Source organism: Streptomyces sp. NPDC091377 (assembly GCF_044757045.1).
Lineage (GTDB): Bacteria > Actinomycetota > Actinomycetes > Streptomycetales > Streptomycetaceae > Streptomyces.
Map to the genome: position 1 here is coordinate 1 of NZ_JBIVUE010000008.1, position 13565 is coordinate 13565.

7 protein-coding genes are annotated in these 13565 nt (G+C 73.6%); 3 read left to right on the plus strand and 4 right to left on the minus strand.

Features of this window, described 5'->3' with window-relative positions; genetic code table 11:
* Nucleotides 1-437: 437 nt before the first annotated feature.
* Nucleotides 438-986, minus strand: a complete 549-nt coding sequence (locus ACIQNG_RS18955) for a MarR family winged helix-turn-helix transcriptional regulator (protein ID WP_401441598.1) — start codon at nt 984-986, stop codon at nt 438-440.
* 141 nt (nt 987-1127) lie between these two features.
* Here ACIQNG_RS18955 and ACIQNG_RS18960 point away from each other — a divergent pair, with 141 nt between their 5' ends.
* On the plus strand, nt 1128-2399 hold the full coding sequence (locus tag ACIQNG_RS18960; protein WP_401486738.1) for an MFS transporter: 1272 nt from the start codon (nt 1128-1130) through the stop codon (nt 2397-2399).
* A gap of 94 nt (nt 2400-2493) precedes the next feature.
* Here the strand turns inward: ACIQNG_RS18960 and ACIQNG_RS18965 are convergent, their stop codons facing one another.
* Nucleotides 2494-4335, minus strand: coding sequence for a SpoIIE family protein phosphatase (locus ACIQNG_RS18965; protein WP_401486333.1), 1842 nt, complete (start codon nt 4333-4335; stop codon nt 2494-2496).
* A 560-nt stretch (nt 4336-4895) separates the two neighbouring features.
* Nucleotides 4896-6275 (minus strand): NAD(P)/FAD-dependent oxidoreductase, encoded by a 1380-nt coding sequence (locus ACIQNG_RS18970; protein WP_401441600.1) that lies wholly within the window; start codon nt 6273-6275, stop codon nt 4896-4898.
* A gap of 404 nt (nt 6276-6679) precedes the next feature.
* Between ACIQNG_RS18970 and ACIQNG_RS18975 the strand changes: the two genes are divergently transcribed.
* Both ACIQNG_RS18975 and ACIQNG_RS18980 read left to right on the plus strand, forming a co-directional pair.
* Nucleotides 6680-7543 carry a TetR/AcrR family transcriptional regulator gene (locus tag ACIQNG_RS18975; RefSeq protein ID WP_401486335.1) on the plus strand — a complete coding sequence of 288 codons (864 nt, stop codon included), beginning with the start codon at nt 6680-6682 and terminating at the stop codon, nt 7541-7543.
* A gap of 374 nt (nt 7544-7917) precedes the next feature.
* Nucleotides 7918-9954 carry a sigma-70 family RNA polymerase sigma factor gene (locus ACIQNG_RS18980; protein ID WP_401486337.1) on the plus strand — a complete coding sequence of 679 codons (2037 nt, stop codon included), beginning with the start codon at nt 7918-7920 and terminating at the stop codon, nt 9952-9954.
* Here the strand turns inward: ACIQNG_RS18980 and ACIQNG_RS18985 are convergent.
* Nucleotides 9951-13424 carry an ATP-binding protein gene (locus ACIQNG_RS18985; RefSeq protein ID WP_401486338.1) on the minus strand — a complete coding sequence of 1158 codons (3474 nt, stop codon included), beginning with the start codon at nt 13422-13424 and terminating at the stop codon, nt 9951-9953. The genes ACIQNG_RS18980 and ACIQNG_RS18985 overlap by 4 nt on opposite strands.
* Between the last annotated feature and the right edge of the window lie 141 nt (nt 13425-13565).

Genomic DNA, 13565 nt, shown 5'->3' on the forward strand with positions numbered 1-13565 from the left:
GCGTTGACTTTTGGCACGCTGTTGAGTTCTCAAGGAACGGACGCTTCCTTTGTACTCACCCTCTCGGGCTTTCCTCCGGGCTTCCCTTCGGTGTCTCCGACTCTATCAGATCCTTTTCTTGACCTGACCCCCAGTCAGCGGGGTTCGCCTTCCCGGCCGTTGGGCCGTTCCGACGTCTCAAACCTTAGCGGATTCTCTCGGTGATTCCCAAATCGGGGGCCGAGTCCTCCTTCGAATTGAATTCGGGCATGCCGAAATCGACCCGCAGGGGAGATCATGCTTATGGATTGAGTTGCCGCTTTCGCGGCGGGAGGTGCTGTCGCAGAACCGTTACGGCTCGGCGGCAACCCGGAGAACATTACGGATCGGGCAGAGGGCTGTCAAGCTCCGCCTGTCAAGATCTTTGATGGGCGTGGATCAGAGCAGGCCGGACAGGGTCAGTCGAGGTCCGTGAGCCGGCCGCCGGCGTCCGGCTGGGCGTGTTCCACGCGGCGCAGGATGCGGGTGAGGACATCGCCGAGGGCCGCGCGCTCGTCCTGGCTGAGGTCCTGGACGAGGTCCTCCTCGAAGACGGAGGCGAGGCGCATGGCCTCCAGCCACTTCTCGCGCCCCTCAGCGGTCAGCTCCACGATCACCCGCACCCGGTTGGACTCGTCGCGATCCCGGGTCACCAGTCCCTCGGTGACCATCCGGTCGATCCGGTGGGTCATCGCGGCCGGAGTGAGGCCGAGGCGCTTGGCGAGATCGCCCGGGCCCAGCTGGTAGGGCGAGCCGGACAGGACGAGGGCCTTGAGGACCTCCCAGTCCGTGCCGCTGATGCCGAGCGCCGCGGTCTGACGGCCGTAGGCGACGTTCATTCGGCGGTTCAGCCGGGACAGGGCCGAGACGATCTTCTCGACCAGAGGGTCCAGGTCCTGGAACTCGCGCTGGTAGGCGGCGATCTGTTCGTCGAGTGTCGGCTCGCGGTCGCCGGGGCTGTCGGCCATGGGCCGCAGTATGGCACGGCACGGCTTGGCCTTGAAGTCCTTCACCATGTAGCCTTTAGCTTCGAAATTTATCTTCGAAGTCTTCAGTTCTCACTACTGGAACTCTTCAACTACCTGAGAGAGGTGAACGTGACCAGGGCGATGGGCGCCGCGATGCGCCGGATTCACGTGGGCAACGCACTCAGCGCGTTCGGGCTCGGCTTCACCGTCCCCTACCTGTACGTCTATGTGGCGCAGGTGCGGGGACTGGGGTCCACGACGGCGGGCCTGGTGCTCGCCGTCTTCGCCGTGGCCGCGCTCGTCGTACTGCCGTTCGCCGGGCGGACCATCGTCCGGCGGGGTCCGCTGCCGGTGCTCATGGTCGCCCTGGTCACCGCGGCCGTGGGCGCGCTGAGCCTGGGGCTCGCCGCCAGTGCCGTGACGGTGCTGCTGTCCGCCGCCGCGCTGGGGGCCGGACAGGCCGTGATGCAGCCGGCGCTGGCGACGATGATCGTGGACGTGTCGTCCGCGGAGACGCGGTCGCGGGACTTCGCGACACAGTTCTTCCTGCAGAACCTCGGCCTCGGGGTCGGTGGGCTCATCGGCGGTCACCTGGTCGACGCGACCCGGGTCTCGTCGTTCACCCTGCTGTTCTCGATCGAGGCGGCGATGTTCCTGGTGCTGGTCGCGGTGATGGCCAGCGTGCGGATGCCGCGGACGGCGCGGATCCAGGGCGCGGACGCGGTGTCGGCCAAGGGCGGCTGGAAGCAGATGCTGGGGAACCGGGCGATGGTCCAGCTGATGGTGCTGGGCTTCGTGCTGTTCTTCGCCTGCTACGGGCAGTTCGAGTCGGGGCTGGCCGCGTACGGGGTCGAGGCGGCCGGGATCTCCACGTCCGTGCTGGGGACCGCGCTGGCGGCCAACACGGCGGTGATCGTCGTGGCGCAGTTCGTGGTGCTGAGGTTCGTGGAGCGTCGGCGGCGGTCCCGGGTGATCGCGGCCGTGGGGCTGATCTGGGCCGTGGCGTGGATCGCGGCCGGGTACGCGGGGCTGGGGCAGGGCAGCCAGGCCATGGCGACCGCGGCCTTCATCTCGACGTACGCGCTGTTCGGGCTGGGTGAGGCGATGCTGTCGCCGACGGTGGCCCCGCTGGTCGCCGACCTCGCCCCCGAGGGGCTGGCCGGGCAGTACAACTCGGCGTTCGCGCTGGTCAAGCAGCTCGCGCTGGCCGTCGGCCCGGCGATCGGCGGGCCGATGGGGGCCTCGCTGCACGGCCCGTACGTCGTGACGTTCCTGTTGTTCTCGCTGGGGATCAGTGTGCTGGCGTTGCGGATGGGGCGGCGGCTCACGGTCGTGCAGGACCATCCGTGGCTGGCCCGGAGCCAGGTCATACGGCGCAGTGGGGCCGTGGAGCCCGTTCCGGCCAAGGTCTGATCCCGGGCCGGGGGCGGGGCCCGGGGCGGGGGTTCCGGGTGCCAGGTTCCAGGTCCCGAGGCTCGGGCCCCGGCCTCATGAGGCCGGGGCCGTGCTACGTCCTCCTCGGCGGGAGCGAGAACTCGCACCACACGGCCTTGCCGCCGCCCGGGGTGCGGCGGCTGCCCCAGTTGGAGGCGATGGTCGCGACGATGGCGATGCCTCGGCCCGATTCGTCCGCCGGTTCGGCCCGGCGGCGGCGCGGGAGGTGGTCGTCGCCGTCGGTGACCTCCACGATGAGGCGGCGGTCGGTGCGGCGCAGCCGCAGCCGCATGGGCGGGACACCGTGCTGGAGGGAGTTGGCGACCAGTTCGCTGGCCGCGAGGACGCCCAGGTCGTGCAGGTCGGTCGGGAAGCGCCAACTGGTGAGGACGCCGGAGGCGAAGGCGCGGGCGCGGGGGGCCGCTTCCACTCCGCCGAGGAGTTCGAGCGCGGCGTTGCGGAAGAGGTCGCCGTCGGGGCCGTTGCGGGCCGGGTGCTGGAGGACCAGGACGGCCACGTCGTCGTCGTGGTCGGCGGCGACTCCCGCCGAGCGCAGCAGCCGGTCGCAGATGACCTGCGGGGTGCCGGTGGCTCCGGCGAGGGCGCCGGCCAAGGCGGCGATGCCCTCGTCCAGGTCGGCGTCCCGGCGTTCGACCAGGCCGTCGGTGTAGAGGACGGCCGTGGAGCCGGGGCCGAGGGGGACCGTGCCGGAGGCGTGCATCCAGCCGCCGGTGCCGAGCGGTGGGCCGGTGGGTTCGTCGGCGCGCAGGACGGTGCCGCTCTCGTCCCGGACCAGGATGGGGAGGTGGCCCGCGGAGGCGTAGACCAGCCGGCCCTCGTTGGGGTCGTGGATGGCGTAGACGCAGGTGGCGATCTGGTTGGCGTCGATCTCCGCCGCCAGTCCGTCCAGCAGTTGCAGTACTTCGTGCGGCGGGAGGTCCAGTCGGGCGTACGCCCGGACGGCCGTGCGCAACTGGCCCATGACCGCCGCCGCGCGTACACCGCGGCCCATGACGTCGCCGATGACCAGGGCCGTGCGTCCGCCGCCGAGGGTGATGACGTCGTACCAGTCGCCGCCGACGGCTGCTTCGGTGCCGCCGGGCTGGTAGGTGGCGGCGATCCGCAGGTCGTCGGGTTGTTCCAGTTCCTGGGGGAGCAGGGAGCGCTGGAGGGTGACGGCGGTCTCGCGCTGGCGGCGTTCGCTGGCGCGGAGGCGTTCGGCGGCCTCGGCGTGGTCGGTGACGTCGGTGGCGAACACCAGCACACCCCCGTCGCCTCCGTCGCCGCCCTTGAGGACCGGGGTGCAGCAGAACGTGTAGGAGCGGCCGTCGGACGCCTTGCGGGACTTGACCGTACGGGGCTTTCGGCTGCGTAGGACCTGGTCGAGCAGGGGGAGCAGGCCGAGGTCATGGAGTTCGGGGAGGGCCTCGCCGGCGGGGTGGCCGGGGGTGCGGGGGCCGAAGGCGGTGACGTAGGCGTCGTTGACGTAGGCGAGGCGGTGGTCGGGGCCGTGGACCAGGGCAACGAGGGCGGGGACGCTGTCGAGCACGTCGCGCACCGGGAGGTCCTCGACGACCGGGGTGGTGGGTGGGGTCGGTGATGTGGGTGATGCGGGTGGTGGGAGTGGTGACGGGTGGGTCGGCTCTTCGGTGAGGTGTTCGGCCCGGGCGGCGGGTACGGCGCCTTCCCGGGCGTCATGGGCCTGCGGGCCCGGCCGGTCCTGTCGGCTCTCGCTTTCCTCCCGGCCGTCCCGGTTCTCCCCTCCCTCCGGTGTGTCGTGGCTGTTCCGGGGGTCCGGGGCTTCGCGGGTGTCGCGGCTCTCGCCCGTGCGGTCCGGGGAGGCGGCGAGTTCGGCGCGCGCTGCGGCGCGGCGCTGTGTTCCGGGGAGCCGGGCGCTCCAGCGCGTGAAGTTCACGAATCCTTGCCTTGTGTAGTGGTCGTCGGCCGGCTCCGGTTCCGGCCCGGACTCCCGGCGGCTGCGCGGCGGTGGCCGAGTCGTGGGTCGGCCCCCGGATGCTGCGGCGTGGGGGGAAACAGCCTCGTGGGTGTCGGGCGGGGTGGCGGCCCGCCCGGGCCCGTGCACGGGGTGCGCCGGACCGCCGTGCGGTGGTGTGCCGTGCGGTGGTGTGCCGTGCGGCGGTTGCCGTGCGGCACCGGTCTACCGTGCGCCGGTCCGGTGGAGCCAGTCTGGCAGTGTGGCGGACCGGTCGACACCTGTCAGCGTCCGCCTGTCGGTACCGGTCGGTAGGGGTGGGTACGGGTCGGCACGGGGCGGTACGAAGCGGTACGGGGTCAGCACGGGCAGCACGGGGCGGTACGGGCAGTACGGGGGCGGTACGGGGTCAAGCACGGGCCGTGCGGGTCAGCACGGGCGGTATGGGTCGGTACGGTCGGTACGGTCGGTACCTGTCGGTGGGGAGGAGGGCGCCGGTCCCGCTGGGGCGCCGGGGTGGGGCGCCTGGTTTCGCGGTCCGGTCAGTGCTTCGGGCCCTTCGGGTGGTTCCCGGGGTCGTCCGTAGCTTTTCCACCGGCCGCGAGTTCGAACTCGGCGCGGGGGTGTTCGAGTGAACCGAGTGAGACGATCTCGCGTTTGAAGAGGCCGGCGAGGGTCCATTCGGCCAGGACCCGCGCCTTGCGGTTGAAGGTGGGCACCCGGCTGAGATGGTACGTGCGGTGCATGAACCAGGCGGGGAAGCCCTTGAGCCGGCGCCCGTAGACCTGGGCGACGCCCTTGTGCAGCCCGAGGGAGGCGACCGAGCCCGCGTAGCTGTGGGCGTAGGTGTCGAGGGGTTCGCCGCGCAGGGAGTGGACGATGTTGTCGCCGAGGACGCGGGCCTGGCGCAGGGCGTGCTGGGCGTTGGGGGCGCAGTAGGTGCCGGGGGCGGCGGTGACGTCGGGGACGGCCGCCGCGTCGCCCGCGGCCCAGGCGTGCGGGGTGTTCTCGACGGCCAGTTCGGCGGTGCAGCGCAGCCGGCCGCGGTCCGTGCGGGGGAGGTCGGTGGCGGCGAGCAGGGGGTGCGGTTTGACGCCGGCGGTCCAGACGACCGTACGGGTGGGGAAGCGCTGTCCGTCGCTGAGCACGGCGACACGGTCGGCGCAGGACTCCAGGCGGGTCTCCAGAAGCACCTGGATGTTGCGGCGGCGCAGTTCGGCGACGGTGTAGCGGCCCAGCTCGGGGCCGACCTCGGGGAGGATCCGGTCGGCCGCCTCCACGAGGATCCACTTCATGTCCTCGGGCTGGATGTTGTGGTAGTAGCGCGCGGTGTAGCGGGCCATGTCCTCCAGTTCGCCGAGGGCCTCGACGCCCGCGTAGCCGCCGCCGACGAAGACGAAGGTCAGGGCGGCGTCACGGAGCGCGGGGTCGCGGGTGGAGGAGGCGATGTCCATCTGTTCGATGACATGGTTGCGCAGCCCGATGGCCTCCTCGACGGTCTTGAAGCCGATGCCGTGTTCCGCGAGGCCGGGGACGGGCAGGATGCGGGCCACGGAGCCGGGCGCGAGGACCAGTTCGTCGTAGGACAGCCGGCGCGGGCCGGTGCCCTCCTCCTCGGTGGCGAGGGTCGTGAGGGTGGCGGTGCGCTCGGTGTGGTCGATCGAGGCGACCTCGCCGACGACGATCCGGCAGTCCGGCAGCACCCGGCGCAACGGGACGACGACATGGCGTGGCGAGATCGAGCCCGCCGCGGCCTCGGGAAGGAAGGGCTGGTACGTCATGTACGGATCGGGTGCGACCACGGTGATCTCGACTCGGCCCCCCTTGAGTTCGGGTTTGAGCCGTTTCTGGAGGCGCAGAGCCGTGTACATCCCGACGTAGCCGCCGCCGACAACGAGAATGCGCGCACGTTCCTTCACCACCCCATGACGCACCGGGCACCGCCGTTTGTCCACAGCCCCGGCAATTTGTGTGACCGGAGGCCGGACCTGCCCCGGCTTGGCCGAATTGCCGGAGTGCGCGGGCGGAGGCGGGCAGGTGCGCAGGTCAGCCGGGGTGCGCCGGGGGCGGGAAGCGGGCGTAACCGGGACGTTTGCGGTCCGTACTCCGATCGGGGGGCGCTCCGTGCGGAACCTGCCCCTTCTGTATTGACTCCCGCTCAACTATGTTCGTGTTCCGACGGGGTGTAGGGGGATGCGCTCACGGATCCGGCGGGTCCGACAGGATCTCGCCACAAGGACCGATTCACGGGTTCGTTCGCCGCGCTCCGGTATCCAATGGCGGGGAGAAGTCTCCGGGGGGAGACCTCGTTACCGGGGGAATTCATATGCATGTTCAGGACTCTCATTGGGCTTCCGCGTCGGCGATCGCACCGGCGACGGCGGTCGGAACGGGACACGGCACCGTGACCGGGGCCGGGGCCGGGGCCGGAGCAGGGGCTATGACGGGTGTGTCCGGGACCGTGAGCGGGGGCTCGCTGGGCTCCGTGGCGGGCCAGGGCGCGGCCGTGGGCCGTGGCGAGGACTCACGCACCACACCGCTGCGGGTCGATGCCCAGCGCAATCTGGAGCATGTGCTCCGGGCCGCGCGGGAGGTCTTCGGCGAGCTGGGGTACGGGGCGCCGATGGAGGATGTCGCCCGCCGCGCGCGGGTCGGGGTCGGCACGGTCTACCGGCGCTTCCCGAGCAAGGACGTACTGGTCAGACGGATAGCCGAGGAGGAGACCTCCCGGCTCACCGATCAGGCCCGCACCGCGCTCGGGCAGGAGGACGAGCCGTGGTCGGCGCTGTCGCGCTTCCTGCGGACGTCGGTGGCGTCCGGCGCGGGCCGGCTGCTGCCGCCGCAGGTGCTGCGGGTGGGTGTCGCCGAGGACGGCGGCCCCGACGGGGCCCGGGTGCCGGCTCAGCGGATGCAGCCGGGCTCGGGTGAGCTGCGGCTGGTGCCGGAGGAGCCGTCCGGGGCGGGTGCGCTGGACGACGACGCCGGGGCGGCGGCGCTGCTCGACGTGGTCGGTCAGCTCGTGGACCGGGCCCGCGCGGCGGGCGAACTGCGGGCCGACGTGTCCGTCTCCGATGTCCTGCTGGTGATCGCCACGGCGGCTCCGTCGCTGCCGGACGCGGCGCAGCAGGCGGCGGCGTCGGCGCGGTTGCTGGACATCCTGCTGGAGGGGTTGCGGTCCCGGCCGGTGTGAGGCGGGGGCGGCCGTAGCCTTCGGGGCCTTCGGGGGCTTCCGGGAGTGATCCCGGGGGCTTGCGGGGGCCCTTGGGTGTGGAATGGGGCGTGCCCGCTTCGGGTTCGGGTGGGTTCGGCGGGGTGGCCGGCTTCCGGGGGCGGGGCGTCCGGCTTCCGGGGGCGGGGCGTCCGGCTTCCGGGGGCGGGGCGTCCGGCTTCCGGGGGCGGGGCGTCCGTTGAGTCTTCCCCGATCGGGTGAAGTTCCATACGGCCCCTCCGGCAAGTCCCCTCGGACGAGTGGATGGACACGAGCCGGGTTACTGACGAAAAGTCGATGTGGCACTCTGACCCGGTGCTTCGGGATGTTGGGTCAGGCGGCGGGGGCTTTCCGCGATGAGCGTTGACGGGCGCGACGGGTCACTCGGTGACAGCGACGCGGGAGCCGGCGGCGGAACGACTCCGCAGGTCCCGAACCAGGGCGGCCGGACCGCGGACCCCGTACCGGTGCGGGGCGGCGGGTCCGCCGGGCCCGGCGACGGGGTTCCGGCCCAGGGCGGCCCCGTTCCCCTCCCGGACGTCGACCCCGAGCCCGCCGCCGCCGACGAACCGGCGGTGCCCGCGCAACGGGAGTGGCGGGACGGGCCCGACGAGGGTGTGCTGCCGCCCGCCCGGGAGACGCCGCCCGCCGACGCCGAGTTGATCGAGCGGATGCGGTCCGGGGACGACACGGCGTACGAGGAGCTGTACCGGCGCCACGCGGACGCCGTGCGCCGCTACGCCCGTACCTGCTGCCGGGACGGGCACACCGCCGACGACCTCACCGCGGAGGTCTTCGCCCGGATGCTCCAGGCCGTACGCGGCGGCTCCGGACCGGAGTTCGCCGTACGCGCCTATCTGCTGACCAGCGTCCGGCGCACCGCCGCCCACTGGACCAACAGCGCCCGGCGCGAGCACCTCGTGGACGACTTCGCGGTGTTCGCCGCGCAGGCCGCGCGCGCCTCCGAGGTCTCCGACGACGACACCCTGGAACTCGGCGCCGACGTCCGCGCGATGCACGAGGCCGAGCAGTCCATGGCGATGCGGGCGTTCCGCTCGCTGCCCGAGCGCTGGCAGGCGGTGCTCTGGCACACCGAGGTCGAGGACGAGTCGCCCAGCGAGGTCGCCACCCTCTTCGGCCTGGACGCCAACGGCACCCGCGTCCTCGCCAGCCGGGCCCGCGAGGGGCTGAAGCAGGCGTATCTCCAGGCTCACGTCAGCGCCACCCTCGTGGACGACGAGGAGTGCGCCCGCTACGCCGACCAGCTCGGCACCTACGCCCGCCGCAGGCTGCGCAGCCGGGCCGAACGCGGGCTGCGCAAGCATCTGGAGGAGTGCGCGAAGTGCCGGCTGGCCCTGACCCAGGTCGAGGAGGTCGCGAGCGGTATTCCCGCGGTGGTGCCGGTGGCCGTCATCGGCTGGTTCGCCGCCGCCGGGTACGGCAAGCTCGGCGCGCTCATCGCCGGGGGGACCGGTGCGGGGGCCATGGGCGCGGCCGGTGCCGCCGCCGCGGCGAACGGCACGGCGGGGGGCGCGGCAGGGGGCGCGGCAGGGGGCGCGTCGGGGGGCGCGTCGGGGGGTGCCGCCGCCTCGGAGGGCCTGGGCGCTCCGGTCAAGGCCGGTATCGCGGCCAGTGTCGTCGCGGTGACCGCCGCCGCGCTGGCCCTCGCGCTGGTCGGTGACGACAGCACACCCCCGAAGCCCACGGCCAAGCCGCCCGTCTCGGCCCCGGCAGCGCAGCCGGAGCCGCCGTCCCCCACCCCGTCGAAGAAGCCGGCCCCGCCGCCGCCCGCCGCCCCGGAACCCCGGCCCACCCCCACACCGACCCCCACGCCGACTCCGCCGCCCACCCCCACACCGACGCCGACCCCTACGCCCACGCCCACCCCCCCACCGACGCCCACTCCCACGCCGACGCCCACCCCGACACCGACACCGAGGCCCACGCCTCCCCCGGCGCCGACCGTCTACCAGTGGAGCGAGCTGGCGTACGACGTCACCGGTGACTCCAGCGCGCCCGAGATGCGGATGGGGGAGAGCAGTTGGGTGTGGCAGCGGCAGCGGCTGTCCATCAGCGGTCGGAGCTACTCCCCCGGCGTCACCGTGCACGGCTCGTCCTCCGTCACCATCGACCTCAACCGCCCGTGCTCGGCGTACGACGCGTTCGTCGGCGTGGACGACATGACGCTGACCCTCGGCAAGGTCTACTTCTCCGTCTACGGCGACGGCGCCCGGCTGTGGAAGTCCGGTCCGGTCCGCGGCGGTGAACCGGCGGTGCCGGTGCGGGTGAACCTCAACGGGTACGACACCGTCCGGCTGGTGGTCGAACCGCACGGCCACTTCGACCGGCTGCTGCCGGTGAACTGGGCGCAGTCCCGGTTCACCTGCACCTAGGCCGGGAGCCTGGCCTCGGTCAGCTCGCGCAGGATGTCGTCCACGGTGAACCGTGCGCCGCGCCGCCGCTCGGCGGTGTGCCGGGCCGGGCCCAGGGCCTCGCGGGCGGCGCTGTCGAGGGCCGCGATCTCGGTGGGCTCGGGGTGCGGACGGGACCGGCCGCCGAGCAGGACGTCGGCGACGGCCAGCAGCCGCGTCGCGCGCGGGAAGTCACCGAGCCGGACCAGCAGTTCGGCCGCGCTGTCCACCAGGCCGGCCAGCACCGGCTCCGCGCAGCCCTTCGCCCTGGCCGTGCGCAGGCCCTCCGCCAGCATCGGCAGCCCGTGCGCGGGACCGGACTCGGCGGCCGTGACGAGCGCCTCCAGCCGGTCCGTCGCGGCCGTGAAGTGGGGCGGCGGGGTGCCCTGTGCGGCGTACCGGCGGCTCCGGGTGAACCACGTACGGGCCTCGGCCGTGTCGCCGGTGTCCAGGGCGATGTACGCCCGCATCAGCGCGACGAAGGCCCGGGAGTCCGGGATGCCGTGGATCTCGGCGATCCGGGTGGCCTCGACCAGGATCTCCGTGGCGGCGTCGGTGTCGCCCGTGCGGAACTCGATCTCCGCGAGCCGGACCATCAGGAACGGCGGTTCGTTGAACGCCCCCACCTCGTAGGCGAGCCGCAGCGCCTCCTCGTACTCCCCGCGGGCCTCCTGGAAGCGGCCCGCCGCCATGGCCGCCTCGCCCGCCACACTGCACACCTGGGCGCGGAGCCAGCGGTCGCCGACCTGTCTGCTGAGCCCGCGCAGTTCCGCCAGGTCGTCGTCCACGTTCTCGGTGCCGCCCAGCGCGTCGATGACCAGGTGCACACGGAACATCAGGATGGCGCCCAGCTCCCATACGCCGCCGTGCCGTCGGCAGTTGGCGATCGCGGCCTCCAGGGCGGGCCGCGGGTCGACCCCGCCGCCGCGGTGGAAGGCGGTCACCGGCCAGAACAGTCCGGGCAGGTCGGCCGCCTCCGGGCCGCCCTTCTCGAAGTGGGCGCGGAGCCGGTCGACGTACGCGACGCTGCCCGCGTACTCCGCGTTCGTCGGGTCCGTGAGCCCCTCGACGGGTTCGGTGTCGGACGCCAGGAAGAGGTGGAGCATGCGCAGCCGCATACGGAGGGCGTGCCGGGGGTGGGTGACCTCGTCGTCGGCCACGGCGAGATAGGCGGAGACCGGGTTGAAGGGCGTGGAGCCGAGAGAGCCCAGAGAGGCGGGAGGGGGAGGAGTGGGAGGAGAGGGAGGAGCGGCTGGGGAGGTTGGGGAGGTTGGGGAGGTTGGGGGTGTGGAGGTGGGTCCGGGGGCGGGTGCGGGTGCGGGTGCGGGCCCGGGGGCGGGGGCGGGGACGGGGGTGTGTGGTGGGGTGGGGGTCGCCAGGCTCAGGACGGCCGCGACCCAGCGCACGCCCTCCTGGCGGTAGTTGCGCAGCCACCAGAACCAGCCCATGGCGAGGGCGAGGTCCCCGGCCCCCTGCTCCTCGCCGGCCGCGAGGGCCCGGCGCAGGGCGGCGCGGATGTTGTCCAGCTCGGTCTCCAGACGGGCGATCCAGGGGAGCTGACCGGCCGAGCGCAGCAGGGAGTCCGCCGCGCGGGCCAGGTCGCACGCCCAGGCCAGGTGCCGGCGCTCTACCTCGGCGCGGCGCGCGGGGGACTCGGCGGCGCGCTCCGCGGCGTACTCCTGGATGGTCTCCAGCATCCGGTACCGCATGACGTCGGTGCCGCCCTGCTCGTACGGGGCGGCGACGACCAGGGACTTGTCCACGAGGGCGCCCAGCAGTTCGGCCGCCCGGCCGCCGCAGACGGCTTCCGCCGCGGTGAGGTCCCAGCCGCCCGCGAAGACCGACACCTCCCGCAGCGTCTCCCGCTCCGGCTCCTCCAGCAGGTCCCACGACCAGTCCACGACCGCGCGCAGGGTCTGCTGGCGGGGCAGGGCCGTACGGCTGCCGGCGGTCAGCAGCCGGAAGCGGTCGTCGAGGCGGTCGGCGATCTGCCGGGGGGTGAGCATCCGCAGCCGGGCCGCCGCCAGTTCGATGGCCAGCGGCAGTCCGTCCAGGCGGCGGCAGATCTCCGCGACGGCCTCCGTGTCGCGCGGGGTGGGGTCGGGGTCGGGACGGACCGCCGACGCGCGCTCCGCGAACAGGCGGTGTGCCTGGTCGGGGCGGAGGGGCTCGACCGGGCGCACGGACTCGCCGGGCACGCCCAGGGGTTCACGGCTGGTGGCGAGGACGGTGAGCCCGGGGCAGTGGGTAAGGAGGGTTTCGGCGAGGCCGGCCGCCGCGCCGATGACATGTTCGCAGTTGTCAAGGATCAGGAGCAGGCTGCGCTGGGCGCAGTGCTCGATCAGCAGGGCGACGGGGTCGTCCTGCGGGGCCGTCAGCTCGTTGGTCATGAGCACGGTCTCGCGCAGACCGAGCGCGTTGACCACCGCGCCTGCCACCGCCTCCGGCCGGTCGAGCGGGGCCAGCTCGACCAGCCACGCCTGGGGGAGGCCGACGGCTGCCTCCTCGGCGAGACGGGTTTTCCCGGAGCCGCCCGGTCCGGTGAGGGTGACCAGTCGTGCCCTGTGCAATTCGGAACGAAGCGCGTCGAGTTCGAGTTCCCGGCCGACGAAGGAGTTCAGCCGGGGCCGGATGTTCCCGGTGCGGGTGGGGCGTACGGGGGGTGCGGGGGGCGTGAGGGGCGTGGGGGGCGTGGGCCCGGCGGGGTGGGCGCCGCCCGTGCCGCGCTGCCCGGCCGCCCCGCCGAGCAGTCCGGCGTGCAGGGCCCGCAGTTCGGGTCCGGGGTCGGTGCCGAGGCCGTCGGCGAGGGCGCGGCGGGCGCGTTCGTAGGCGGCGAGCGCGTCGGCGCCCCGGCCGCTGTCGCGCAGGGCGCGGACGAGGAGGGCGTGCAGGGTCTCGTCGTACGGGTACGCCGTGGTCAGCTCGGACAGTTCCGGTACGACGTCCGGGGCGCGGCCCCGGCGCAGGTCGGCGGTGATACGGGCGCGGGTCGCGGCGCGGCGCAGGGCTTCGGGGCGGGCGGCGGCGGTGCGGTCGGGGAGGTCGGCGAGGGCGGGGCCGCGCCACAGGGCGAGGGCGGTGGCGAGGTCGCGGGCGGCGCGGTCGGGGTCGCCTTCCTCCAGCGCGGCGGTGCCCTGTCGGGTCAGGCGCTCGAAGACGCCGAGGTCCACGTCGTCCTCGGCGGCGGCGAGCCGGTAGCCGCCGGGTCCGGAGACGACGGCGTCCTTGCCGACGGCCCTGCGGAGCCGGCCGACCAGGGCTTGCAGCGCGGCCGGGGGATCCTGTGGCGGGTCGCCGGCCCAGATCTCCGCGATCAGCGTCTCGGGCGCCGCGGTGTGTCCCGCGCGCAGGGCGAGCGCGGCGAGCAGCGCCCGCACCCGGGGCCCACCGAGCGGCAGAGCGACGCCTTGCCCGTCCCGCGCCTCGGTCACGCCGAGGATTCCGTACCGCATCGGGTCATTGTCGCCGCAGCGGCGCCAGCGCGCGCCGGGGATCCACACCGGCCCCCGCCACCACCGAAGCGAACCGGCCGTGGGTTGGCGCGGCACGGCTGTGGGGTGCCGCGAACCGACCGTGGGCGGCGGCGACCCGGC